This is a genomic window from Paenibacillus sp. TAB_01 (assembly GCF_043945595.1).
In the GTDB taxonomy this organism is placed as follows: domain Bacteria; phylum Bacillota; class Bacilli; order Paenibacillales; family NBRC-103111; genus Paenibacillus_S.
In genome coordinates this window covers 3,693,955-3,717,300 of sequence record NZ_JBIFNP010000001.1, presented here as the reverse complement: position 1 = coordinate 3,717,300, position 23,346 = coordinate 3,693,955, and the positions used below count along the sequence as shown (strand labels likewise).

The 23,346-nt window shown below is 54.1% G+C and carries 24 protein-coding genes; 20 read left to right on the top strand and 4 right to left on the bottom strand.

Annotated features, from left to right (window positions below; all coding sequences use genetic code 11):
- Positions 1-411 precede the first annotated feature (411 nt).
- Positions 412-1,575, bottom strand: coding sequence for an MFS transporter (locus ACHHV8_RS17915; RefSeq protein ID WP_395160215.1), 1,164 nt, complete (start codon positions 1,573-1,575; stop codon positions 412-414).
- 223 nt (positions 1,576-1,798) lie between these two features.
- Here ACHHV8_RS17915 and ACHHV8_RS17910 point away from each other — a divergent pair, with 223 nt between their 5' ends.
- Complete coding sequence (locus tag ACHHV8_RS17910) at positions 1,799-2,206, top strand: hypothetical protein (RefSeq protein WP_395160213.1); 408 nt, start codon at positions 1,799-1,801, stop codon at positions 2,204-2,206.
- A 64-nt stretch (positions 2,207-2,270) separates the two neighbouring features.
- The gene (locus ACHHV8_RS17905) at positions 2,271-2,852 is read left to right on the top strand and encodes a histidine phosphatase family protein (protein WP_395160211.1); all 582 of its coding nucleotides are present in this window, start codon (positions 2,271-2,273) and stop codon (positions 2,850-2,852) included.
- Between the two features lie 439 nt (positions 2,853-3,291).
- On the opposite strand, the gene ACHHV8_RS17900 is transcribed toward ACHHV8_RS17905, so the two are convergent.
- Together ACHHV8_RS17900 and ACHHV8_RS17895 are read right to left on the bottom strand one after the other, a co-directional pair.
- Positions 3,292-4,047 carry a ParB/RepB/Spo0J family partition protein gene (locus tag ACHHV8_RS17900; protein ID WP_395160209.1) on the bottom strand — a complete coding sequence of 252 codons (756 nt, stop codon included), beginning with the start codon at positions 4,045-4,047 and terminating at the stop codon, positions 3,292-3,294.
- Between the two features lie 10 nt (positions 4,048-4,057).
- On the bottom strand, positions 4,058-4,369 hold the full coding sequence (locus ACHHV8_RS17895) for a hypothetical protein (RefSeq protein WP_395160207.1): 312 nt from the start codon (positions 4,367-4,369) through the stop codon (positions 4,058-4,060).
- Positions 4,370-4,601: 232 nt separating this feature from the next.
- Between ACHHV8_RS17895 and ACHHV8_RS17890 the strand changes: the two genes are divergently transcribed.
- Entirely contained in the window at positions 4,602-4,817 is a 216-nt protein-coding gene (locus ACHHV8_RS17890) for a hypothetical protein (RefSeq protein ID WP_395160205.1), read from the top strand.
- Between the two features lie 77 nt (positions 4,818-4,894).
- Positions 4,895-5,677, top strand: a complete 783-nt coding sequence (locus ACHHV8_RS17885) for a DUF975 family protein (protein ID WP_395160203.1) — start codon at positions 4,895-4,897, stop codon at positions 5,675-5,677.
- A 277-nt stretch (positions 5,678-5,954) separates the two neighbouring features.
- Here the strand turns inward: ACHHV8_RS17885 and ACHHV8_RS17880 are convergent, their stop codons facing one another.
- Positions 5,955-6,050, bottom strand: coding sequence for a YjcZ family sporulation protein (locus ACHHV8_RS17880; protein ID WP_395160201.1), 96 nt, complete (start codon positions 6,048-6,050; stop codon positions 5,955-5,957).
- Between the two features lie 219 nt (positions 6,051-6,269).
- Here ACHHV8_RS17880 and speD point away from each other — a divergent pair, with 219 nt between their 5' ends.
- From speD to ACHHV8_RS17800, 16 genes are all read left to right on the top strand, one after another.
- Positions 6,270-7,082 (top strand): adenosylmethionine decarboxylase, encoded by an 813-nt coding sequence (gene speD, locus ACHHV8_RS17875; protein WP_395160199.1) that lies wholly within the window; start codon positions 6,270-6,272, stop codon positions 7,080-7,082.
- A gap of 482 nt (positions 7,083-7,564) precedes the next feature.
- Complete coding sequence (locus ACHHV8_RS17870; RefSeq protein ID WP_395160197.1) at positions 7,565-8,458, top strand: AraC family transcriptional regulator; 894 nt, start codon at positions 7,565-7,567, stop codon at positions 8,456-8,458.
- A 26-nt stretch (positions 8,459-8,484) separates the two neighbouring features.
- Positions 8,485-9,582, top strand: coding sequence for a cache domain-containing protein (locus tag ACHHV8_RS17865; protein ID WP_395160195.1), 1,098 nt, complete (start codon positions 8,485-8,487; stop codon positions 9,580-9,582).
- Positions 9,488-10,312, top strand: a complete 825-nt coding sequence (locus ACHHV8_RS17860) for a sensor histidine kinase (RefSeq protein WP_395160193.1) — start codon at positions 9,488-9,490, stop codon at positions 10,310-10,312. The genes ACHHV8_RS17865 and ACHHV8_RS17860 overlap by 95 nt, the downstream gene beginning before the upstream one ends.
- Positions 10,309-11,835: a response regulator gene (locus ACHHV8_RS17855; RefSeq protein ID WP_395160191.1), complete on the top strand. Its 1,527-nt coding sequence runs from the start codon at positions 10,309-10,311 to the stop codon at positions 11,833-11,835. Before ACHHV8_RS17860 ends, ACHHV8_RS17855 begins: the two co-directional genes overlap by 4 nt.
- A 149-nt stretch (positions 11,836-11,984) precedes the next feature.
- The gene (locus ACHHV8_RS17850; protein WP_395160189.1) at positions 11,985-13,334 is read left to right on the top strand and encodes an ABC transporter substrate-binding protein; all 1,350 of its coding nucleotides are present in this window, start codon (positions 11,985-11,987) and stop codon (positions 13,332-13,334) included.
- A 134-nt stretch (positions 13,335-13,468) separates the two neighbouring features.
- Positions 13,469-14,335 carry a carbohydrate ABC transporter permease gene (locus ACHHV8_RS17845; RefSeq protein ID WP_395160187.1) on the top strand — a complete coding sequence of 289 codons (867 nt, stop codon included), beginning with the start codon at positions 13,469-13,471 and terminating at the stop codon, positions 14,333-14,335.
- Positions 14,332-15,165 carry a carbohydrate ABC transporter permease gene (locus ACHHV8_RS17840; RefSeq protein ID WP_395160185.1) on the top strand — a complete coding sequence of 278 codons (834 nt, stop codon included), beginning with the start codon at positions 14,332-14,334 and terminating at the stop codon, positions 15,163-15,165. Before ACHHV8_RS17845 ends, ACHHV8_RS17840 begins: the two co-directional genes overlap by 4 nt.
- A 205-nt stretch (positions 15,166-15,370) precedes the next feature.
- Positions 15,371-15,994 (top strand): adenylyl-sulfate kinase, encoded by a 624-nt coding sequence (gene cysC / locus ACHHV8_RS17835; RefSeq protein ID WP_395160183.1) that lies wholly within the window; start codon positions 15,371-15,373, stop codon positions 15,992-15,994.
- Complete coding sequence (locus tag ACHHV8_RS17830; RefSeq protein WP_395160181.1) at positions 15,991-17,205, top strand: sulfatase family protein; 1,215 nt, start codon at positions 15,991-15,993, stop codon at positions 17,203-17,205. Before cysC ends, ACHHV8_RS17830 begins: the two co-directional genes overlap by 4 nt.
- Positions 17,177-17,425 carry a hypothetical protein gene (locus ACHHV8_RS17825; RefSeq protein ID WP_395160179.1) on the top strand — a complete coding sequence of 83 codons (249 nt, stop codon included), beginning with the start codon at positions 17,177-17,179 and terminating at the stop codon, positions 17,423-17,425. Before ACHHV8_RS17830 ends, ACHHV8_RS17825 begins: the two co-directional genes overlap by 29 nt.
- 341 nt (positions 17,426-17,766) lie before the next feature.
- Positions 17,767-18,873: a Gfo/Idh/MocA family protein gene (locus ACHHV8_RS17820; RefSeq protein ID WP_395160177.1), complete on the top strand. Its 1,107-nt coding sequence runs from the start codon at positions 17,767-17,769 to the stop codon at positions 18,871-18,873.
- Between the two features lie 110 nt (positions 18,874-18,983).
- A complete protein-coding gene (locus ACHHV8_RS17815; RefSeq protein ID WP_395160175.1) occupies positions 18,984-19,790 on the top strand; it encodes a sugar phosphate isomerase/epimerase family protein in 807 nt (268 codons plus the stop codon).
- Between the two features lie 41 nt (positions 19,791-19,831).
- The gene (locus ACHHV8_RS17810) at positions 19,832-21,220 is read left to right on the top strand and encodes a sulfatase family protein (protein ID WP_395160173.1); all 1,389 of its coding nucleotides are present in this window, start codon (positions 19,832-19,834) and stop codon (positions 21,218-21,220) included.
- 143 nt (positions 21,221-21,363) lie between these two features.
- Positions 21,364-22,368 (top strand): Gfo/Idh/MocA family protein, encoded by a 1,005-nt coding sequence (locus ACHHV8_RS17805; RefSeq protein WP_395160171.1) that lies wholly within the window; start codon positions 21,364-21,366, stop codon positions 22,366-22,368.
- Between the two features lie 221 nt (positions 22,369-22,589).
- Positions 22,590-23,342: a carbohydrate ABC transporter permease gene (locus ACHHV8_RS17800; RefSeq protein ID WP_395160169.1), complete on the top strand. Its 753-nt coding sequence runs from the start codon at positions 22,590-22,592 to the stop codon at positions 23,340-23,342.
- The last annotated feature ends 4 nt before the right edge of the window (positions 23,343-23,346 follow it).

The following is a 23,346-nucleotide window of genomic DNA, read 5'->3' as shown; positions in this document are numbered from 1 at the left end:
GTAAAGAACAGCAGGAATGCATGGGAGGAATAAGGCATGAGAATATGTAGCTGCGGCTGTGGCTGCGGATATGTAAGCGGATTGAAGAAAAAATCGGGTAAGAAGCCGAGGAAAGGAAACGGCTCGCCCTGGCTGTCTCCCTTGGTAACCGCAGGCTGAGGGCGGAAAGTTGTCAGAAACTTGTTGAGGAACCCAAAATTTATGTGATACCCCGGTGGGCTATCCTCCCCCAGCCGCAGTTGAAATCCGTGAGTTGAAATTAGATTTGATGGTATGTTCACGAATTTCAAAGGCGGGCGTAAACTAAGCGTTTTTCGAAGAAAAACGGGCTTTGTAAGCTTGGATACCACCGCCTGCGTCTTTATTTAGAGCGGGTTTCTTAACAGCCTGAAGCTCCGAATGGAAGCTTCTTTATTTTTCCTGTACGGCAATATGGGAACCTCGCTCATACAAGGCGTACAGCGATAAGCTGAATAGGAGCCCGACAAGAGAGATGGAGGAAATGACCAAGTACAAAGTATGACCGCCAAGGAGCTCATACAGCCATCCGCCTGCATAAGACGCTGCAATGCCGGATACGCCAAAAAAGAGCAGGGCCAGCACGGTTTGTCCTGTGGCCCGCCATTCCTCCGGTACGATCCGGTATAAATATTGAATCGCCGCCGAATAAAATACGGGAAAGGTGAACGTCTGCAGAATCTGGACCAAAACCAGCGACTGCGGATCGGTGATCCACGCCGATATGAAAAACCGGGTAACGTAAAATACGCTTGAGAAAGAAATGATCAGCAGCTCTTTGCCTTTGCGGAGCCACCAGAAGCTTAAGGCGAACACGAGAATTTCGCTGCCTGCAGCAAAAAACCAGGCTTGGCCGACCAGCTCTGGGCTTCCGCCCAGGCTGCGGATATAGACGCCCAGGAACGTATCGTTGATCCGCTGGGGAACGGCTGTAATAAAGATCAGCAGCAGGAACCAGACGGTCTGGCGATAGCTTAGGAAGCTCCGTAAGCTTTTGAAAGTGACGGGCTTGCCTGCAGCCGGGGCATCCGCCAGCGAGCTGCATACGATCAGGCTGAGGATACCCATAACCGCGAACAGGAACGACAGACTGCGGCTTCCGAAGTACAGCATGGCATAGCCTACAGCTAGAGACATGACGGCGTACCCGACGGCACCGAAGGTCCGGATCGACCCATAGCTGGCTCCGTATGCCTCACCGGTCTGGAAATTCAAGCTTTCCGTCAACGGGTCCAGCGGCATGAGAAAGAAGTAGAGCAGCATGGTAAACAGAAGCAGGAGAACAAAGCTCCCGGATGCGTAGAGCATGGAGCCTATGATCGTCGAGCAGACAAGCAGCAGCAGCATGACCTTCTTTATCGTCCGGCTGCGGTCGCTGATGATTCCCCATAAAGGCTGGGCAATAATCGTAATGATTCCGCCGGTCCCAATAATGAGGCCGATCCGGGTCGCAGTAAGCCCCTGGGCATCAAGATAAACGGGAAGAAACGAAAGAAACATGGCCAGCATGGCAAAATACAAAAAATTAAACGCCCTTAGCCTAATGACAAATTTCATAAAAAAAAACGACCTCTCGTTGTTCAGGATGTGTCCCCCATTATAACATATCCCTTATCCGGGCGATGTTAGGACAGGCATGCAGTGGGAGGCGCAGCCGCTTGAATCGCTGGATCGACAAGAAGAATAACCGGCACAGCCTGCCCTTTGCTTTGCGTGAACTTGAAACTCAATAGAGGCAGCAGTAAGCCTCGTTTGCCACACTACAGAATGAGAGGTATGCATGAGAGCCGTTTCCATCCTGATTATGTTTGTTATCATCACGGTATTATCTGCCGGATGCGAGAACAGCGAGGGTCCCGATGCTGTAAAATTAATCGTTTTGAAGAGAGCCGGTCTGGAAAACAAGTTCGAAAACTACAAAGAAGTGACAGACCCGAAGACGGTTTCCAAAGTTAGGAGTATGGTCAATGTAAAAAACGGGGAGTGGAAAAAAGACGTAAAACGCAAGGAAGCACCGCCGGACTACCAGTTTTATTTCCAGCGTGTGGATGGAAAAGTGATCGAAACGGTTTATTACGAGGTATGGTATACCGATAGCGTGGCAGAAATATTCTTTGTATGGGACAATCCATTCGACAAGCGGTTTTCCAAAGAGGACTCAGTCGAATTAATCGAGGTAATCCGGTAACCAGTAGGAGGAATGAACTAGAGTTTGACGGGGATTTCATCACCAACGTGAGGGAGGCAGAAACGTGGCAGAAACTTATATTTATATGATCAGGCATGCAGTATCTCCGTTCGTGCTGGGAAGCGAGCGGACGCGGGGGCTTTCCGCCAAGGGACATGAGGATGCCCTTAAAATTGCGGACATCTTAAAGGACGAGGGCATCGATGTCTTTGTCTCCAGCGCTTATGTTAGGGCGGTAGAGACGATCAGACCGTTAGCGGAGCGGATGGGCAAGTCCATCCGGGAACTGGAAGCGCTGAATGAACGAGCGGTCGGAAGCATGGAGATCCATATTCCGGAAGAACAGCTGCTTGACGGCATCCGACGGTCGTTTATCGATAAAGACTTTTGTCTGCCCGGAGGAGAAAGCACGCGCCGTGCGCAGGAACGGGCGGTTCCGGTCGTACAGGCTTTGTTGAAGGAACAACAGGGCAGGAAGATCGCGATGGGCACGCACGGGAATATTATGACGATCCTGCTGAATGCATTCGATGAAAGCTACGGTTTTGAATTTTGGACGCAAACCAGCAAGCCTGACATTTATAAGCTGACCTGGGAAGACCAGAAGCTTGCCCGGGTGGAACGGCTCTGGGACCCGAACGCATAAGAAAAGGAAAAGGACCCATTCTTCATTCAACGGGTCCTGCTCCAGCGGCCGTTTTGCAAGCCGCGAAGCTTACAAATAATACAGCATAGGGTGCATTATCTATAAGAGCTATTCGGCGGCTGCGCTTGCCGTCAGCAAGCCGGCTTTCGTCAGCTCCTGTACGCTCTTCCAAGCGGCCAGGTGGCTCTCCAGCGTCTCGATAAGCCGCTCAACATCTTGAGCGAACTGCTCCCGATCCTGCGGCGCTGCGGCTGCCTCCGCTTCAGACTCGGGCAGCGCGCCGCCGGCAGGAAGAGCGGCGAGCAGCTGCTGCAGCCTGCTCTCCAGCGGCGTTAAGCCGGAGCGTTGCTGCTGCGGCGCTGCCGGGACTGCGATGCCCGCAGGTACCGCAGCCTGCGCTTGAGCCGCAGCTGCCGGCGCCGCTTCTTTTTGCCCGGCTTTATCGCTCTTGGCCGCTTTGGCTGCGGCGGGCTTGGACCGGCTCGGCCCGGTTCTGCTCGTAGACAGACCACGTTTCCAGCAGCTCGTGGCCCGATTTATACAGCAGCTTGTCCTTCGTGCCGGACGAGATGGTTTTGTCCTTAAACAGCTTGGCGATCTTCTTCACATCGCTGACCGGCATTTCATCCCTGGCCATGATCAGCGCCAGAGGATCGCGGTGCTCCAGCGGCAAATCCTTCAGAGGGAGAAGCTGATCCTCCGTCAGCTTGTCCTTTCGGATTTCGGTTCCGCTGACAATCAGCTTTTTGACGGCGCCGCCGAATTTTAACAGCTCGCATTTATTTTTTATGTACGATTCGGGCTTGCCCAGCCGGCTGGACAGAAATTTGGTCGAGCTGCTGAATTTCGGGTCGTTCAACAGCTTATGAAACGCCTCCGCTTCTTCAATGGGGGAGAAGCCTTCCCTCGTCAAATTTTCCGCGATTTGCTCCAGGTAAATTTCCGTTTCATCCGTCACGTTAGAGACAATGCACGGAATCGTCGGGCGTCCCAGCATTTGGCTCGCTTTGTATCGGCGGTTGCCGTAAATAATTTTGTACCGCCCGCCGGGGACGGTTCTTACTTTGATCGGGGACAGCAGACCGAGCTCGTCGATGCTTTTCATAAGCTCCTGCAGCGCATCCTCGTCGAACTGATATCTGGGCTGATCTGTATCTTCATCAATTAAATGCATGGAAAGCTCAATAATATCCATATGACGACTCCTATTCTTTGTACATGATATGAAACCGCTCCAGATGGGAATAGAGCAGCTCTTTGCGCAATATTTCGATTTGCTTGGCTCCCATCAGATCATAATGGGGGAAGGAACGGCGGTGGTGAATGTACCTGGGATTCAGTCCGTTCGCTGTGCACCAGGCGGTCAGCTTATCTAAATCGGCGCAGCCGACTTTGGTTACAGTCTTCATGTCCGGAAAGCGGGGATCGTACCAATAGTGGGTGAGAAACGCCAGCTCGCCGCGAGCCACGGCTGCTTTCCACTGCTGCAATTCGCTTCTCCTGATGCCGAAAGCCATGTTGTCTCATCCCTCCGTGACCCAACGCATAATATTAAACATTATACCATAGCGGAACAAGTATACTCTATGGGTTGTGGAGAGGCTGCAGTTTTTTATATCCAAATTTTAGCGGAATTGTTATAATAATGAGGGATTTTGGGCGCCTGCGAAGGAGCTGCAAGGGGCATCCGGTCATCAAACAACTGGAAGGAACGGGGAAGCTCCGGATTCTCCGGCAGAGGTGAATGCAATGAAGAATAGAAAGCTGCGAGTTCTATGGATGGTGCCGAATATAGCGATGTACCTGGTGTTCATCGGGTTGACCGTTTTTGTCATGCTGAACGGCGAAGAGCTTCGCAAGCTGCATCTGCTGAACTCATGGCTGCTAAGACTGGCGCTGCTGCTTATCGTTGCGCTTCTCGGCACCTTCCGCATATTAAGCTGGATTCGCCAGGGAAAAATGTAACGGCCTCTCGTGAAGCTTCAGCTGTGCGGCTTGTTTTACGGTTTGAATTGTTCCATGAAAAGGAGGGCGAAGCGGTAATGTGGACGCGCAGAGAACTGAAAGAGCGGGCAAAGGATACGCTTAGAACGTCGTATTGGAAGGCGTTCCTCGTCAGCCTGCTGATGCTTGTCATAAGCGGCGGCATGCCCAGCTGCAATTTTCAAAATCGTATCGGAGGACGTACAGAGCCAGGCGGCGTTTCAAGCTCGCTGATGCCCGGATTGAATCAGGATTGGCATGCTGCAACGGACCATACGGCATTCATCGCCGTGATGATTATCGCTGTCATTCTAGGTATCGTGATAGGTTTAGCGGTCATTGCCTTCCGCATTTTTCTCGGCTTTCCGCTGGAGGTAGGCGTACGCCAATATTTTAAACAGGCGGCGCTGGCCGAGGTAAATATGAACTATTTGGGCTATGCGTTTGCCCGGGGGAAATACGGGGCCATCGTCAAGGCTATGCTGCTTAGAGCGGTATTCAATTTCCTTTGGTTCCTGCTGTTCTTCATTCCCGGCATTATCAAAGCTTATTCGTACAGCATGGTGCCGTATATTTTGGCGGACAATCCGCAGATCGGCTCCAAACGGGCCGTAACGTTAAGCAGGGAGATGACCCGCGGACATAAATGGAACATGTTCGTGCTCGACCTGTCTTTTCTAGGCTGGTATTTGCTCGGCGCCCTTGCGCTCGTAGTCGGTATGCTGTTCGTTGAGCCTTACGCGAATTCGACCAAGGCCGAGCTGTATCTCGTGCTCCGGCGCTATGCGGTGAGTGATGGGATCAGCAGCAGGACCGAATTAAACATGACGGATACCGAATAAGTATGTAAGGCCTCCACACCGGTGGAGGTCAGGCTGTCGAGTCGATAAAGAACCATGCGTACCAAACGCAGGTGGGGTATCCTTTGGAAGAGTTTACGTCCGCCTTTGAAATCCATGAAATACCGCTTAATTTAATCCAATTCACGGATTTCAACAGCGGCTGGAGAAGGATACCCCACCGGAGTACCACATACCAATCCATGGGTTTATCAACGCTCTGGCCTCCACATCGGTGGAGGTCATTCTTTTAGCTTAAAGCAAGCCGGGGTGGCTCTCATTATCCGAAGAACAACAGAGAACAACCGACGATAACCAGCAGAATAAACAGAACCAGAATCGAAGCAGAAGACTCATATCCGCCAAAACCGCCCATACTTGCATCCTCCTCTCTTCGGTCACATGTCTAGCTTATGTAGGGACAGGGGCATATGTTTGGACTCCTGTTCCATCCGGCCAGCAGGAAATTGGCCCTGATATTGTTTTTAATCGGGGTCAAAGTGGTAATACATGAGGAAGCGGACGTTCCCGCGGAGAAATCAGGCATACAGAAAAAGGAAAGAAGACATACTGAAGGTAAAGGAGGAGAGCCCCATTGAAATGGACACCGGAACAGCGGATCACGCTGCATGGCTTTAACAATCTGACGAAAACCTTAAGCTTCAATATGTACGATATTTGCTTCACGAAGACGAGCGAGGAACGCAGGGCGTACCTGGAATATATCGATGAGCAGTATAATGCGGACCGGTTAACGAATATTTTAAATCATGTGTCGGAAATCATCGGAGCCCACGTGCTGAATGTGGCCAAGCAGGATTATGAGCCGCAGGGAGCCAGCGTTACGATGCTGGTGTCGGAGGGGCCGGTGGAGACGGCGTCTACAGAATCGTTCGAGGAGTCGCCCGGACCTCTGCCTGATAATGTGGTGATGCACCTGGATAAGAGCCATATCACCGTACATACATATCCCGAATATCATCCGGATGAAGGCATCAGCACATTCCGCGCCGACATCGACGTATCGACCTGTGGGGAAATCTCGCCGCTGAAAGCGCTGAATTATTTGATCCGCTCCTTCGATACGGACATCATGACGATGGATTACCGGGTCCGCGGGTTTACACGGGATATTAGCGGCCATAAGCATTTTATCGATCATGAGATCAGTTCGATTCAGAACTATATTCCCGACGAGATCAAATCCCTCTACGATATGATCGACGTGAACGTGTATCAGGAAAATATTTTTCATACCAAATGCAAGCTGCGGGAGTTCGATCTAAACAATTACTTGTTCGGCTATACGAAGGACAAGCTGTCCAGAGAAGAGCAGGAGGACATTACCAAGAGTCTGAAATGGGAAATGGACGAAATATTTTACGGGAAAAATATTACGTATATGTAATTCGGCCGGCAGCGTTGCCGGAAAGGCAGGACCGCGCGCGGGAAACGTCAAGCTCTCCGCCGCCGGTCTTTTTACTGTGGCTTGCGGGAGCAAAGCCTGTCAAAAGCCTGTTCATCCGCGGCATGAACGCTTGCCGAATCAAGTCGCTTTTTCTGCAGCTGAAGAAAGCGACAGTTTTCCTGCTTTTTTGCGTACAAATCAGCTATAATAATGTCTGAATTGACCATGACCGAATTTCCGGCTTCCCGTATGATTAGGTTGTGGGTCGTCATACAACTATGCGCTTGCAAATGTACAAACCGCTTTCAGGATTGGCCGTCTGTCGGTAAATGACCTTTCTAAAGGGGTTTCAAATTGTTATCCAGCCTAAGCTCCAATCTCGCGGCTTCATTAAAGCCGGCGGCCTCCCGTTGTAGTCACGTCACGGGAAATCCGCTTGCGGAGCAGGCATTCCTTCGTAAACTATGCAGGAGGTTTTCCCAATGGAGAAACAGTTACACAGCAGCCAATTTATTAAGGAGCATTCGTTTCCGTTCTGGATCCGCCGGTTTTTTCACGATCATGAGCATGTGCCGCTGCTGCACGGGCATGACTTCGTGGAACTGGTCTATGTGGTCCGGGGGGAAGCGCAGCATGTATTTGAAGGGAATTATTACGAGATTCGCTCGGGCGACGTATTTATTATTAATCCCGGCGAGGTGCACACCTACAGTATTAATCCGGGCAAGGAAATCGAAATTATCAACTGCCTGTTCATGCCCGATTTGATTCAGGGCAACTGGCTGCTGGATCTGGGCATTTCCCAGTCAATGGACTACTTCTACGTGCACCCGTTTCTTGATAAAAGAGAGCGGTTTCATCGCTGCCTGAATTTGAACGGGCAGGATGCGACCCGCTCGCTGTTTCTGCTCGAAACCATTATCCATGAATTCGATAACCGCCAGCCCGGCTTCGAAACGCTGATCCGCCTTCAAATGGTGGAGCTGCTGATCCTGCTGTCCCGCGCTTACAGGCAGGCGGAAGGGCAGTGCGGCAAGGAAACCGTGCGCAGCAGCGCCAAGCAGCTGCTTGTCCGCCGTATCTGCGGCTATTTGGAGCGGTATTACGATAAGAAAGTATCCATCCCCGTGCTGTGCGAGCTGTTTAATATCAGCTCCAGGCAGCTGAACCGGATTTTCAAGGAGTCTCTGGGCATGACCGTCGTGGACATGATTCACCGGATACGGATCGAGCGGGCGAAGCATCTGCTGCTGGAGACCGACGAGAAGGTCATCACCATCGCGGGTCGTGTCGGCTACGAGGACCCGGCTTTTTTCAGCCGGCTGTTTCATCGCGAGGTCGGCTGCTCGCCGGGCAAATACCGTGAATCCTCTTGACTTCCGCAGGCCGAGGAGGGGGAAGCATGCGCCGCTGGAATGACCGGATGCTGAAGACGAAAATGTTTATTTCTTTTTCCGTCGTATCCTTGTTTATTGTCGGGATTACCTGCTCTATTTTCTATTATAAGAATACCAGCGATATTCAGCATCAGACGTTCTCTTTATCGAACATTATTTCGAAGCAGTTTTCGGAGATGATCGATTTGTACATGCAGAGCGTGGAGGAGCTGTCGCTGGCGATTTCCATCGACCCGTCGATCCAGAATATCTTGTTCGATTTCTACAAGGCGTCCGATCCGATCGAGAAGGAAGTGGTCGGCTACAAGCTCAATCCCATCCTGTTTAATTTCTCTTACCCCAAAACCTACGTTCAGAGCATGTCCATTTACTCGCTGGATAAGCACCTGTATCAATATTCGAAGCTGGTGGAGCCGAAGCCGCGGGAGCTGCTGTCGGAAGAGCAGCTGAAGGATTTCTCGGGTTCTCTGAACCGGAAGCCGTTCGCTCTGCTGCCATCCGTTGAGGTACATACCGATAAAGAGGGCTCTCCCGAAAGAGTCGTTTCTTTTATCCGCAAGATTACAAAAATCCCGACGCAGACGATCATCGGCTTTGTAAGTATTCAGATCAATGTAAACGCATTCAATATGGTGCTTGCCAATGCTACGGCCAACGAGCTGGAGAGCACGATGCATGTGCTGATCGTGGCGGATGAAGGCCGGATCATTTATGAAAACGGCAGCACCCTGAACGGGGAAGGCCAGGGGAGGTTCGATACCGGCGTGTTTGAGCGCCCCGGATCGGAAGGCGAGCTGCGCTGGAAGGATACCGACTACCTGTACACCTTTGTCAGGTCCAGACTATACCGGGTGGTATACGGTCATTTTACTCCCGAAGCATGTGCTGCTGCTGAAGCAAAAACGGATTCAGGATATCGTGCTGGTGGTAGGCATTTTGACGATGCTTTCCATTGCGGCCGTCTCCTACTTTTTATCTCATCAAATCACCCTGCCGCTGAGCCATCTGATGCGCAACATGTCGCGTGTGGAGCTGGGCGACTTCAGCCACAGGGTCGAATATACGGGACGCAACGAAATCGGCAAGCTGAGCCGGATGTATAACCATATGCTCAGCAGCATTTCCCATTTGATCCACGAGGTGTACGAATCGAAGCTGGCGGAGAAGAACGCCCAGCTGTCGGCGCTGCATGCTCAGATTAACCCTCATTTTCTGTACAACACCCTCAACATCATGAAATCCATCAGCCGGCTGCGCGGCATCGAAGAGGTCGCCGAAATTTCCGAATCGCTTGCCGGACTTTTCCAATACAGCATGAAAAACCTGCACCAGCCCGTCACACTGCGGGAGGAAATTGAGCATATCGACAATTACTTCAAAATTCAGCAGCACCGGTTCGGCAGCCGGATCCGGCTTCGCTGCGACATTCCGCCGGAGCTGCTGCAAGCATCCATTCTCAAGCTGACGGTTCAGCCGCTCGTGGAGAATGCGGTGAATCACGGGCTGCGCCGAATGAAAGCGGGAGGCTGCATCACGATCCAGGCGGCGGAAGCGCAGGGCGTGCTTACTATAACCGTACAGGATAACGGGGAAGGCATCTCGGACAAGGAGAAGTCACGCCTGGATGAGGCGCTTCGCAAGACGAACCCGCTGAACCCTTACGATGAGGTTTCCCATGGCATCGGCCTGCTCAATATACGGCAGCGCATTCAGCTTTATTACGGCAAAGAGTACGGCTTGAATATATACAGCAAGCCGGGTGAAGGCACTTCGGTATCGCTTGTGATACCGTTCGCTGTGAAACACAATTCGGCGAAGGAGGCTGCACTTTGAACATTTATGTAGTGGAGGATGAGCGCTGGGCGCTGGCGGAGCTGGAGACGCTGCTGGCCCGCTATGAGCCGGAGCACCGCATCTATGCCTTCGACAATGGGGATGACGCGCTGGCGGCGGCGGCCGACCTGCGCCCCAGTCTTGTCATAACGGATATCAACATGCCGGGCATCGACGGTCTGGAGCTGATCGAGCAGCTGACTAAGCTGGATTCCGCCGTCAAGTGCATGATCCTGAGCGTTCATGACGAATTCGAATATGCCCGGCAGGGGATGCAGTTCGGCGTGGGCGAATATTTGCTGAAGCCGGTAAAAAAAGAAGTGCTGTATCAAGCGGTAGATAAAGCGCTTAATCAGCTGGAGCAGGAGCATCGGCGCCGTGACGCCTGGGTGAACGGCTCGCTCGCCCAAATGCTGCTGGCCGAAGACGACAGCGTGCCGGATGCGGAGCTTTGGCGCGAATGGAACGAACGATTATACGCCATCGTGCTGCTCTCGCTGGAAAAAGATCCGCGGATCAAAGGGTGGAAAATCGCTGAGCTCGATTTTGACGCTTGGCTCCGGCAGCTGGCTCAGCCGCCTTATCCTTCCTCGCTCATTCAATGCGTGGGCCTGGACTGCCGGCAGCGGGTGCTGCTTGTGCCGATCGCCGCAACGGCGCAGACGGCTGCCATGCAGCCTGTGCTGCTGCGGCTTTATGAGACGCTCCAGCAGCTGCCGGTCCCGGCGCATATGGCCGTCGCCATCAAAGAAGAGAGCCGTCCGCTGCGCCGTGCTTATGCAGGCTTGAAGGACTCGCTGGAGGAGCATATGATCTTCGGGATGAGCACTTATTTGCCGTTCGGGGCGAAGCCGAAGGAGGCGGAGCTGTTAAGCGTATGGGACAAGGTGCGCATCATGGAGGTTCACTGCAAGAAAGGCGAGCTGCTGAAGGGGCAGGAGATGCTCGGGCAAATTGTCGAGGAGATGCGCCTGAAGCGGGTGACGAAACGCCAGCTGCGGTTATTTATCCAGGATGTGCTGTTCTCCCTGAAATATCATCTGCTTTCCTCCGGCAGCGACAAGATAAGCTTGAACGACCTGCAGGAGGATGTGCGCTGCTTGAATGATTTTACCGGCTATGACGAGCTGTTCGACTGGCTGAAGGAGAAGCTGTTCAGCCTGTACTGCGGGCAGGAACCCAAGGATTTGAATCCGAAAGGGCTCGTGCCTGTGCTGCTGCAGCACATTCATGCCCACTATCAGGACAATATTTCGCTGCAGCAGTTCGCGGCCGAGCACCATGTCAGCCTGGGTTATTTGTCGCGTATGTTCAAGAGCCAGACGGGCACGACCTTCTCCGATTATATTGCAGGCTATCGGATCCGCAAGGCGAAGGAGCTGCTCAGCGGCGGCATTGAACGGCTGCAGGAGGTCAGCCAGCTGGTCGGCTACGAGGACACGAAGCACTTCAGCGCTCTGTTCAAAAAATTCGTCGGGGTGACGCCGATGCACTATGCGAGAAAGCGGCCGACAATCAAATAGGAAAAATCCCCCCCCTTATTCCGTACAAATCGCATGTATTCGGGACCTGACGCCGGCTATACAATGAAAACATGACAACGCCACCACAATACGAGAAGGGTCGACGCATGAAGAAACAGCCGGTTTGTCAAATAAAGGAGGAACGAAACATGAACCGAGCCAGAAAGTTTACTGTATTCACTTCTGCGGCTTTGATCGCTGCGCTTGCAGCGGGCTGCAGCTCATCCGGCCAGCCGGCTTCAGGCACGGCTCCGGCTTCCGGAGACGGCAAAGCCCCTGCGGACGGCAAGGCCGCGGAGCCGACGACGCTCACGCTGCTGATCGGCTCGACAGGTACGCCGTACCCTGCTACGCAAGCGGTTGCAGCCGAGGCCGAGAAGAAGCTTAATATCAAAATCAAATTTGATATTAAGCCGGACGGCACCGAAGGGGACAACCTGGTCAAGACGCGGCTGGCTACAGGCGAGATGGCGGATATTTTGTACTACAACTCCGGCTCGCTGCTGAAGGCGCTGAATCCGGAGGAAAATTTCGTCGACCTGTCCAAGGAGCCGTATATGGCGAATCTGCTGGATTCGTATAAGGAAACCGTCAGCTCCAACGGCAAAGTATTCGGCGTTCCGGGCGGCTCCTCCAATGTCGGCGGCATCCTGTACAACAAGAAGGTCTATGCGGAGCTTGGCCTGAGCGTTCCGAAAACATGGGCGGAATTTATCGCCAACAGCGACAAAATCAAAGCCGCAGGCAAAACGGCGGTCATCGGCTCCTACAAGACGACATGGACCTCCCAGCTGTTCGTGCTGGCGAATCAATACAATGTGCAGACGCAGGTCCCGACATTCGCACAGGACTATACGGCCAACAAAGCCAAATATGCAACAACGCCGGCGGCGCTTCGCGGCTTTGAAATGACCGGCGAAGTGTTCAAGAAAGGCTACTATAACAAAGATTTCCTCGCCACCACGTATGATACGGGCCTGAAAATGCTCGCAGAGGGAACCGGCGTCCAATATCCGATGCTGACCAGCGCAATCGATGCTCTGGCCCAGAACTATCCGGATAAGCAGAAGGACGTCGGCGTCTTCCCGATTCCGAGCGATGACCCGAACATTAACGGCTTTACCGTTTGGATGCCGAACTCCTACTATATTAATAAAAAGGGCAAGAACGTCGAGGCCGCCAAAAAGTTCGTTGAATTCCTCATCTCGGCGGAAGGCCAAAAGGCTTACATGTCCAAGAGCAAGGCGAACGGTCCTTATGTTGTCAAAGGAATCAACGTACCGGACGATGCTTATCAGGCAGTAAAGGATATGCAGACTTACTTTGACAACGGCAAAACGGTGCCGGCGCTGGAATTCGTTTCCCCGGTGAAAGGGCCGAACCTGGAAAGCATCCTGATTGAAGTCGGCACAGGACAAAAATCGCCTGCAGACGGAGCCGCCGACTACGATAAAGATGTGAAGAAGCAGGCGCAGCAGCTCAACCTGCCGGGCTGGTAAAAGGGCGGCGCAGCCGTTAACCGTCCAGCACTTGCGCTTGGCTTCCATGCGATAGGATATCCGGCCCTGCAATCGTTTCTTGCAGGGCCGGTTTCATCCGTACCCGCAGAAAGACCCGTACAGGAGGGAAATGAATGACGACGACGCAAAAGAGAATGTACTCTTATTTGTTCCTGCTGCCCGCAGGCATCATCTATTTTGTTTTTTACCTGCTGCCGACCGTCATGTCGCTGTTCTTCAGCTTGACACGATGGACTCTAACGAGCTGGCAGTATATCGGCCTGGATAACTATGTGATGTTCTTCGAGGAATCCTCACTCAAAATCGGCTTTAAAAATACGATCATCTTCGCGGTCGTCACCTGCGGCCTGAAGGTCATCCTTGCGCTGCTGCTGGCCACATTGCTGACCTCGCGCGTTTGGTTCAAGGATTATTTCCGCTCGATGGTGTTCTTCCCGACGCTGCTCAGTACGATCGCCGTAGGGATCGCGTTCAGCACGATGATGCACCCGACGCAAGGGGTCATTAACACTGCACTTGCCTCCATCGGCATCGAAGGTCCCGACTGGCTGGGCGATACGAAGATCGCGCTGCTCTCCGTCGCCCTGGTCGACGTATGGAAGGGTGTCGGCATCGCAACGGTCATTTATATTGCCGGGATTTTGTCCATTCCGCAGCATTACTATGAAGCTCTGAAAATGGACGGGGGCAACGCGTTCCGGGGCTTTTGGCACATTACCCTGCCCTTGAGCCGGCCGGCGATGAACTCGGTCATTATATTGGCGTTTATCGGCGGGCTGCGGACCTTCGACCTCATTTGGGCTATGACCAAAGGGGGGCCGGGCTTTTCCACCGACCTTATCGCTTCGATTATCTATAAGCAGTATCAGGCCGGTTTTTACGGGCTGGCTACGGCGGGCAACGTCATCTTATTTATCGCCATCTCGGTGCTTGCATTTCCGCTGTATATGTTCCTGAACAGAAGAGAGGTGAACCTGTGAGCAGCACGGTACAAAAATGGAGCGTCAGCATTCTGCTGCTGATCCTCTCGACCATTATATTCTGGGTGCCCTTCTACTTCGTCATAATCAATTCGTTCAAATCGCCTACCAAAGCGGCGGATATGAACATGAGCTGGCCGGATTCGTTTCATATCATCGAGAATTATCAGGCGGTGCTGGCTGCGGCAGATCATATGCTGGTCCGCGCGTTTTTTAACAGCTCGGTGCTGACCGTGCTTTCGATCGCGGGCATGGTTGTGTTCAGTTCGCTGGCCGGGTTTGTGCTGCAGCGCAGGGAGAAGGGAAGAGGCGCCGCGCTCTTGAATTTCCTTGTGCTGGCCGGATTAATGATTCCTCCCGCTGTCGTGCCCACCATCTGGGTGTTGAATACGGTAGGGCTGTTCAAGACGCTGCCGGGGCTGACGCTGGTCGAAATTGCGCTTCATTTTCCGTTTTGCGCTATTTTGTACAAAGCGTTCACGGCGACGATTCCCCGGGATATCGACGAGAGCGCGTTTATCGACGGCTGCGGCGGACTGAAGCTGTTTACGCATATCATTTTTCCGCTGCTGAAGCCGGTATCCTCGACCATCATTATTATTCAATCCGTCAGCGTGTTTAACGATTTCGTCAATCCGCTGTACTTTTTGCCCGGTTCCGAAAATGCCACTGTCCAGCTGACGCTGTACAACTTTATGAGCATGTACCTGACGTCCTGGAACCTGCTGTTTGCCGATGTGGTGCTGATTTCTCTGCCCCCGCTGATCTTGTTTATCTTCTTTAACAAAAAGATTGTTGCCGGCATGACGGCCGGATCGGTCAAAGGCTGACCGTACCGGTCAAGGGCTGTACATTAGTATATCAAGGCTGGGCTGCAATCCAAGTCAGGCCGCATTGACCATGCGATTGGCGGAATGCACAATGAACCGGCCCGGAGGGCAAAGTACAATAAAGCTAGGAGTCGGGGCTGTCGCAAGATCGCCCGATAATAAAGCTTTCGCATAAGACAGAAAACGCTAAAGAGGAGGCAAGTACATGGAAAGCTCCAGCGGTAGTGTACTTTGGTTTACAGGCCTCTCGGGCTCGGGGAAAACGACCACCGCCGTCCAGGTGTACCAGCGGCTGCTGGAAGCCGGAAGACCGGTAGAACTGCTAGACGGGGACGCCATACGCACGACACTCGGCAAAGGGCTTGGATTCAGCCGCGAAGACCGGCTTGAAAATATCCGCCGCATGGCATTCGTGGCCAACCTGCTGTCCCGGCATGGGATTATGGTGCTGGTTTCCGCAATTACGCCTTACCGTGAAATGAGGGACTATTTGCGGGAGCATGTGAGCGGATACGTAGAGATTTATGTAAACTGCTCATTGGAGCAGTGTGAGGCCAGGGACGTGAAAGGGCTTTACGCCAAGGCAAGAAGGCAGGAGATTCAGCAGTTTACAGGTATTTCTGATGCGTATGAGGAACCCGAATGCGCAGATATCGTAATCGATACGCAGCATCAGACTGTGGAAGCGAATACAGAGCGGATTTTGGAATGGCTGTACAGGAACCGGTACAAGGAAATCGCCGATTTGGCCGTACAGCAGTGCATCGCAGCCGGTCAAGAGGTGCCGGAGACGGGGAACGCAAACGGTCAGGAGGCGCGCAACCGATGAAAATCATCATGATCTCGCTCGATACGCTTCGCGCAGACCGGCTGGGCTGCTACGGATACAGCAAGCCGACGAGTCCGTATATCGACCGGATCGCTTCGGAAGGAGTCCTGATGGAGCGGGCTTATGCGGCCGACATTCCGACCGAAGTAGCGCATTCGGCCATTTTTACCGGCAAAATCGGCCTGACCACCGGCCTGGTTTCGCACGGCTCCGACCTGTCTTATTTGCCCAAAACGGTCGAGTGGCTGCCGTCCAAGCTGAAAACAGCAGGCTTCACCACTTGTGCCGTAGATAATTTGTACAATCTCAAGGAATGGTTTGCACGCGGATACAACTATTATTTGAACAGCTCGGGACCCAAGCGCTGGATTGACGGCAGAACCGTTAACGATTTGGCGCTGCCGTGGATTCGGGATCATAAGGATGAGGACTTTTTCCTGTTCCTTCATTATTGGGATGCGCACACGCCTTACCTGCCGCCCGAAGCCTATGTGCCTTCATTTTATGAACCGAGCAAGGGCCCTTACCGGGAGGGCGGCTCCAGCATGGAGCGGGCCTATGAGCATCCGGCCTATCCATTCTTCAAGCATCATCATTACAAGCTGCTCGGTCCTGTGACCGATGCGGAATATATGAATGCACTGTACGACGCAGAGATCCGCTACTTGGACGATCTGCTCCGCGAGCTGGACGAAACGCTGGTCCAGCTTGGGATCAAGGAGGAGACGCTGCTCGTGCTCTTCGGGGACCATGGTGAGAGCTTGACCGAGCACGATATTTATTGGGATCACTGCGGTCTCTACGAGCCGACGGTCGCATGTGCCGCTGATCCTGCGGTGGCCCGGGCAAATTCCAGCCGGCGGACGCGTGCAGGGCTTCGTCCAGCATGCGGCCTGCTGCCGACGGTGCTTGAGGCCGTTGTCCGGTCCGCAGCGCCGGGCTTGAGCTTGCCGGCGCTGCACGTTCCGGACGGCGTCGACGGCAGCACCCTGTGGCCGTCGATGCTTGGCGAGGCCGACGGCACGCTTGAGGAGGTCTGCTTGAGCGAATGCGCCTGGCAGGCGGCGCGGGCCATCCGTACGGATCGCTATAAGCTGATCCGTTATTATGACCCGGGGCCGTTCCAACGCCCGGTCACGGAGCTGTACGACCTGCTGGACGAACCCGCAGGAGCTTGTCAATTTGGCCGACCGGGAACCGGTCATCGCTGAAGAGCTCGAAGAGAAGCTGATGCGGTTCGTTGCCCGCAAGCTGGGCGGGCGGCCGGATCCGATGCTGCGGCAGATTCAGGAGTCGCAGCTGCCTTTTCGGCGCAGGATCGAGTCGATTCTGGAAGGGGTGGGCCTCTCCTGGGAAGCGTGGATTCAGAACCCGCTGCGGGAGCGTTACGACACGCTGGAGGATGAACGGCGGGCCAGACATGGCTCTTAAAGTTCCTCAGGGCGTGCTTGGACGATGTCGCAATCGGCCCTGAGGATGTCGCAATAGGCAATGCCGCAGCCTGTAAGGAAGATTATGATAAATAAGACAATGAATACCAGTGCAAGAGTTACAGATAAAGATGCAGATGAAGCCGCAGATTCAGATGCAGCTCATCTGTCCACGCAAATGCAAGTACAGATGTACTTGATGCACTTGCAGATTCAGATGAAGGGCAGACACCAGGTAGAAGCTTTCGTAATCCGGGCTTTTTACACTTGAACGAAGAAAGGTGGTGCAGTCCCCGCTTGGACGCTTAAGCATGGGCGGACCGGGCGACGGGACGGAAACGTATGGCATTGAAAATCGGGATTGTCGGTATGAATGGAATCGGGAATCGGCACGCAGACTGCTACGCAAGCGAGCCGCTGGCCCAGCTGGTTGCCGTATGCGACGTAGTCAAGGAACGGGCCGATAAAGCGGCTGAGAAGCATGGCGTCAAAGCTTATTACAGCCTGGAGGCTATGCTTCAGCAGGAGCCGGATATCGAAATCATAGATGTTACGACAGGCGGCATCGAGAATGGGAGCTGGCATTTTGAGCCCGCCATGCAGGCGATCGCAGCCGGCAAGCATGTGCTAATCGAGAAGCCGCTGGCCAACAATATTCTCGAAGGAAGAGAGCTGGTCCGCTTTGCGGCCGAGAAGAAGGTGTATCTGGGCTGCAACCTGAACCACTACTTCTCCGCACCGGCGGAAAGAGCCAGACAATATATGGATGCAGGCGATATCGGCGAAACGGTGTACTGCCTTGCCAAAATGGGCTTCAACGGCGGCGAGGAGCTGTATTCGGTGCCGAAATCGCCGAAGGATAAAGGCCAGCCTTACTTCCATATGAAAGCGTTTTTAACGCATCCTTTCAGCGTCATGCGCTATTACTGCGGCGATATTACCCATATCCAGACGTTCTCGAATCAAGCGGGCTTCCGCAAAAGCGCAGGCGATATTACGGTTTCCATCAACAGCATTCATGTGAAGTTCGCAAGCGGCGCCGCAGGCTACCTGCTGAGTCAAAGGGGCGATGCCACGTATGGCCTGGGCGGCTGGTGGACGATGGAGGTCGGCGGCACGAAGGGAACCTTCTGCATAGAGAACTGCGTGGAGAAGGTGTCCTACTGGCGGGCGCAGAAGGGCGTTCCGTCGATCGGCTCCCATCCTGAGCCTGAGGTAACCTCTTCGGGAGTCACCGAATTCAATTCCACCTTTAACAACAGGCTGCATGCTTTCCTGGAGGATATCACGAACGGCGTGCCACGGGAGCATATCCGCGCCTCCGGACGCGATGCGCTGGCTGTGCTGGAATATACGTATGCGGTGATCGAATCGTACGAGCAGGGCGGCGCCGTTGTCAGACCTCACCCGCTTCCGGCGTTCCACGGCGACCCGCAGTGGATGAACTAAGTAAGCTTATCGATTATTCGGAAGCTTTTGAAGGAACAGATTGTTTGAAGAGAACGGCTATTATTCCAACGGCAGAAGGAACTGCCGATAAGAGGAGCGTGTCATAAAACATGATTAAATTAGGTGTCAACTCGGTGCTGTTTAAAGAATTCAGCTTTGCGGAAGCGGCGCGCCATATCGCGCTCAGCGGATATGACGGCGTGGAAATTTCGGCGATTCAGGGCATGTGCGAGCATCTGGACCTGTCCCGCTGGAAGGAGCAGGCGGCGGAGCTGCGGTCGATCGTTCAGGGCGAAGGCCTAAGCTTCCTGTCAATGGAATTCGGGAGTGTCAAGGACGAGCAGCGTCTGTTCACCGCGCTTGAAGCGGCGGCGGAAATCGGCATTCCTATCGTTAATATCGGTCCGGGCGGCAAAACGGGCGTCGAAGAGGATGTCCAGCGGTCGATCGAGCAGCTGCAGCGCTTCTCCGAGCAGGCGTCTTCCTTGGGGATCACGCTGTGCGTGAAGGCGCATATCGGCCAGGCTATCCACGATACGCCAACGACGCTGAGAGCTATGGCGGAGGTGGCTTCCCCGGCGTTCGGCATCGATATGGATCCGAGCCATATTTTCAGAGCCAATGAAAACCCGGAGGACGCGCTCCCTGCAGTCATCAGCCGGGTCAAGCACGTCCATATCCGCGACTGCAAAGGACGCGAGCAGGGGCCGGGGCCGATCGAGCTGCAGGCCTGCGGCCGGGGCGATATCGACCTGTTCGCCTACTGCAAGGCAATGACGGATCATCAGTACGACGGCCCGGTGGTGCTTGAGGTCATCGGTGCGAAGCCGGAGCATTCGCTCGCGCAAATTTCCATTATCGCCGCTGAAACCTACGGCTACTTGAACGCTTGCTTGAAGCAGCTGGGCGCCCGCTAACCGGGCGTTCTTCATGGATATCAAAGGAGAGTGAAGAAGCAATGTCGACTTCCCCGAAACAACCGAATTTGATCGTTCTGGGCATTGACAGTCTGCGCAGAGACCGCATGAGCGGATATGGCTACGGCAGGCTGACCACCCCTCATCTGGATAAGCTGGCAAGCGAGGGCGTACTGTTCGAGCAGCATTTCAGCCCGAGCATCCCGACCACGCCGGCCTACGCGGCTATGCTGACCGGCAAGGACTGCTTCGGCACCGACGTCGTCGCGCTGCGGCACAAAGGCCCGGTAGGGGCGAAAACATTGGCGGAGGTGCTGGAAGAGCAGGGCTATAACACGACCTGCGTCGGGTTTACCGGAAATCCTTCCGCACGCGGCTTTCAAAAGTATCTGGATTACGAAGCCTGGATGCCGGACGAGAGCGGCAGATGCCCGAAAGCGGAAAATTTGAACGAGGTGGCCGTTCCCGAGCTGCAGCGGCTGGCGCAGGACGAGAAGCCGTTTTTCCTCTTCCTGAGACATATCGACCCGCATTCGCCCTACCTGCCTCCTCAGCCGTTTGAGCGCATTTTCTACGGCGGTGATGAGAAAGACCCTTCGAACGATTCGATGGAGCCCGTGTACGACTTCAAACCGTTCGCGGATTTCCTGAAATCCTGGATACCCGAAGGCGTGACCGACCAGGAATACGTCAGCGCCCAGTATGACGGCGCCGTCGCTTATATGGATGCTTGCATTCAGAATCTGTTTCAAGCCGTCGAAGCATTGGGCATAACGGAAGAAACCTTGATCGTCGTAACCTCGGACCATGGGGAAACCTTGTATGAGCATGACTGCTACTTCGATCATCACGGGCTGTATGACTGCACGCTTGTCGTGCCGCTGATTCTCAAGTTTCCGGGCAAAATTCCTGCCGGCAAACGGGTATCGGACGTTACGGTCATCCATGATATCATGCCGACCATTATGGAGCTGCTTGGCATCGACGAGCCGCTGGAGCCGGACGGCCGGAGCCTGGTACCGTTCATTGAGGGGCGGCCGGAGCGCAAAATCAGCGAGCTGTACCTGACGGAATGCACATGGATGCGCAAGCACGGCTGGCGCACGCCGCACTGGAAGCTGATCCGGGCGCTGGAGCCGGATTTTCACTTCAAGCCTGAGGTGGAGCTGTACAATCTGATCGAAGATCCGCAGGAGAACCATAACGTTGCCGAGCAGGAGCCGGCTGTCGTCGAGCTGCTGACCGCCCGAATGGAAGCGCATATTCAGCGCCGGGAACAGGAAACGGGCCGCACGAACCCGATGTACACGAACCTTGGCTGGCACGGCAAAGGGGATGCGCCGTTCACATCCTCCCAGCAAGCCTACGATACGCTGCATATCGGCAGCTCGCTTACCGCTCGTTCGCTGCAGGCGAACAAAGCGAAATAGCATGTTCCGCACCGCAGAAGTCCGGCGGTGCGTTCTTCTTTCATTTCACAACGGGTGAATCTTGACTTGCAGCGGCACGCTCATTATGAAGTACAGCGAAGCTGCGATACGGATTCAGCCCAATATAAGGAGGGAAACGTTTCATGATACGAATAGCCGTAGTCGGCGTAAACAATATCGGCAAAATCCACTGCCGCTATTACAAGCAGCATCCGGATACCGAGCTGGTCGCGGTATGCGATCTGATGGAGGAGCGTGCCCGGGAAGCGGCGGAAACTTATGGGGTAAAGGCATATACGGATCTTCGCCAGCTGCTTGCGTCCGAAGAGATCGATATGGTCTGTGTAGCGACCGGGGGCGAGGAGAAGGCGAGCCATCACTATGAACCGGTGATGATCTCTATCGAAGCGGGCAAGGATGTGCTTGTCGAGAAGCCTATTTCCAATAATATTGAGGAAGCGAGAGCCATGGTGAAGGCTGCGTCCGAGCGGGGCATCCGTTTCGGCTGCAATTTGAATCACCGGTTCACGCCGGCGGCCGCCAAGGCCAAGGAATGGATCGAGCGCAGCATGCTCGGCGCTCCGCTGTTTATCAATATGCGGCTGACGATCGATAACAAAGCTGATTTTACCGAATGGTTTCACATGCGCGCACTGCACCCGCATTCGATCGATGTCATGCGCTACTTTTTCGGCGATGTGAAGCGGGTGCAGTCCTTTATGACGAAAGCGCCGGGGAGAAAAACCTGGTCGACGGCCAGCGTCAACCTGGAGTTCGCGAACGGAGCGGTCGGCCATTTGACCGGGAGCTACGATATGTCGATGCTGCACCCGATCGAATGGTGCGAGGCGGCGGGAACGGAAGGGCGCTTCGTGATCGAGAACGTCTACGAAAGCGCAACCTACTATCCGCGTCACAGCAGCGATAAGATTGTCATGAGCAATTCCATCATGCGGGGGATGCAGGGCTTTAACGACACGTTCGGCAACCGGATCGACCGCTTTATCGAGCAGATCAAGCAGCAGGCGGCTCCCGGGGAAATCGAGGGCTCAGGGGCGGAAGCGCTGGCCGCGCAGGAAATTATCGAGGCGGCCATCCGCTCGCATCAAGCCGGAGGGCAGGTTGTCGAGGTGCCTGGCATAGAGTAAGAAGTAGGGAGTAAGGAGGGGAACCGCTTTGTTTAAAGCCGCTCCGTCGAAATCGTATCCTTCCGTACGCATGAATCCCGGCGATGCTCTGAGAAGGCGAGGCTGGAAGCATCTCAAGGCGTATTTGTTTCTTGCGCCGATTCTCTTATCGATCGGGTTGTTCAAATACACGCCGTTCGTGCACGCGTTTGTGCAATCGTTCTATGAATGGAACGGAGCGAATGTTGACCGGTTTATCGGTCTGGATAATTTCACCAATTTATTTCATGAACCAAACCTTTTATGCTTCGTTGAAAAATATCGTCTTGTTTACCGGCAGCTTCGTTGTTATTCAGCTGACGCTCCCGCTGCTGGCCGCCATCGGCGTATTCCGGCTCCGGCAGGCGGGACTGCAGTCGTTTTTTAAATCGATGTTTGTTCTGCCCATGGTCGTCCCGCATATCATCGTCTTCCTGCTGTGGAAATGGATCTATGTCGGGGACGGCTTGCTGAACCGTCTTCTCGGAGCGCTTGGGTTGGAAAGCTGGATTCACGCCTGGCTCGGCGAGAGCGGAACGGCCCTCTGGCCCATCGTGTTCATTAACTTCCCCTGGGTTTCCGGCATTTATTTCCTGATTTATTTGGCCGGCCTGCTTGCCGTGCCGCAGGAGCTGTTCGAGGTCGGGGGGATGGACGGCATGAACGGGCTGCAGCGGCTTTGGCATATCGAGCTGCCGCTCATTCGAAGCCAGCTTAGGCTCGTGCTTATTCTGGCCTTCATTCAGCAGTTTCAAAGCTTCGAGAACGTGCTGGTGCTGACCAACGGCGGGCCGGGCTTCTCCACGCTCACGCCTGCGCTGTATTTGTACAAAAAAGGCTTCGAATACAACGAGCTGGGCTACGCCTCGGCGATCGGGGTGGTCGTGTTTGTCGTGCTGCTGCTGTGCACGCTCGCGGCGAACCGCTTCATTAAACCGGCGAACCAGGCGGAATAGGGGG

What these genes read in the sequence shown, in the direction of transcription:
- ACHHV8_RS17845 (WP_395160187.1), top strand. Translation starts at nt 13,469, where the DNA reads ATGACGACGACGCAAAAGAGAATGTACTCTTATTTGTTCCTGCTGCCC.
- ACHHV8_RS17895 (WP_395160207.1), bottom strand. Translation starts at nt 4,369, where the DNA reads ATGGCTTTCGGCATCAGGAGAAGCGAATTGCAGCAGTGGAAAGCAGCC.
- ACHHV8_RS17800 (WP_395160169.1), top strand. Translation starts at nt 22,590, where the DNA reads ATGTTGACCGGTTTATCGGTCTGGATAATTTCACCAATTTATTTCATG.
- ACHHV8_RS17865 (WP_395160195.1), top strand. Translation starts at nt 8,485, where the DNA reads ATGCGCCGCTGGAATGACCGGATGCTGAAGACGAAAATGTTTATTTCT.
- ACHHV8_RS17815 (WP_395160175.1), top strand. Translation starts at nt 18,984, where the DNA reads ATGATTAAATTAGGTGTCAACTCGGTGCTGTTTAAAGAATTCAGCTTT.
- ACHHV8_RS17820 (WP_395160177.1), top strand. Translation starts at nt 17,767, where the DNA reads ATGGCATTGAAAATCGGGATTGTCGGTATGAATGGAATCGGGAATCGG.
- ACHHV8_RS17805 (WP_395160171.1), top strand. Translation starts at nt 21,364, where the DNA reads ATGATACGAATAGCCGTAGTCGGCGTAAACAATATCGGCAAAATCCAC.
- ACHHV8_RS17910 (WP_395160213.1), top strand. Translation starts at nt 1,799, where the DNA reads ATGAGAGCCGTTTCCATCCTGATTATGTTTGTTATCATCACGGTATTA.
- ACHHV8_RS17850 (WP_395160189.1), top strand. Translation starts at nt 11,985, where the DNA reads ATGAACCGAGCCAGAAAGTTTACTGTATTCACTTCTGCGGCTTTGATC.
- cysC (WP_395160183.1), top strand. Translation starts at nt 15,371, where the DNA reads ATGGAAAGCTCCAGCGGTAGTGTACTTTGGTTTACAGGCCTCTCGGGC.
- ACHHV8_RS17900 (WP_395160209.1), bottom strand. Translation starts at nt 4,047, where the DNA reads ATGGATATTATTGAGCTTTCCATGCATTTAATTGATGAAGATACAGAT.
- ACHHV8_RS17870 (WP_395160197.1), top strand. Translation starts at nt 7,565, where the DNA reads ATGGAGAAACAGTTACACAGCAGCCAATTTATTAAGGAGCATTCGTTT.
- ACHHV8_RS17860 (WP_395160193.1), top strand. Translation starts at nt 9,488, where the DNA reads ATGCGCAACATGTCGCGTGTGGAGCTGGGCGACTTCAGCCACAGGGTC.
- ACHHV8_RS17830 (WP_395160181.1), top strand. Translation starts at nt 15,991, where the DNA reads ATGAAAATCATCATGATCTCGCTCGATACGCTTCGCGCAGACCGGCTG.
- ACHHV8_RS17890 (WP_395160205.1), top strand. Translation starts at nt 4,602, where the DNA reads ATGAAGAATAGAAAGCTGCGAGTTCTATGGATGGTGCCGAATATAGCG.
- ACHHV8_RS17880 (WP_395160201.1), bottom strand. Translation starts at nt 6,050, where the DNA reads ATGGGCGGTTTTGGCGGATATGAGTCTTCTGCTTCGATTCTGGTTCTG.
- ACHHV8_RS17810 (WP_395160173.1), top strand. Translation starts at nt 19,832, where the DNA reads ATGTCGACTTCCCCGAAACAACCGAATTTGATCGTTCTGGGCATTGAC.
- ACHHV8_RS17915 (WP_395160215.1), bottom strand. Translation starts at nt 1,575, where the DNA reads ATGAAATTTGTCATTAGGCTAAGGGCGTTTAATTTTTTGTATTTTGCC.
- ACHHV8_RS17885 (WP_395160203.1), top strand. Translation starts at nt 4,895, where the DNA reads ATGTGGACGCGCAGAGAACTGAAAGAGCGGGCAAAGGATACGCTTAGA.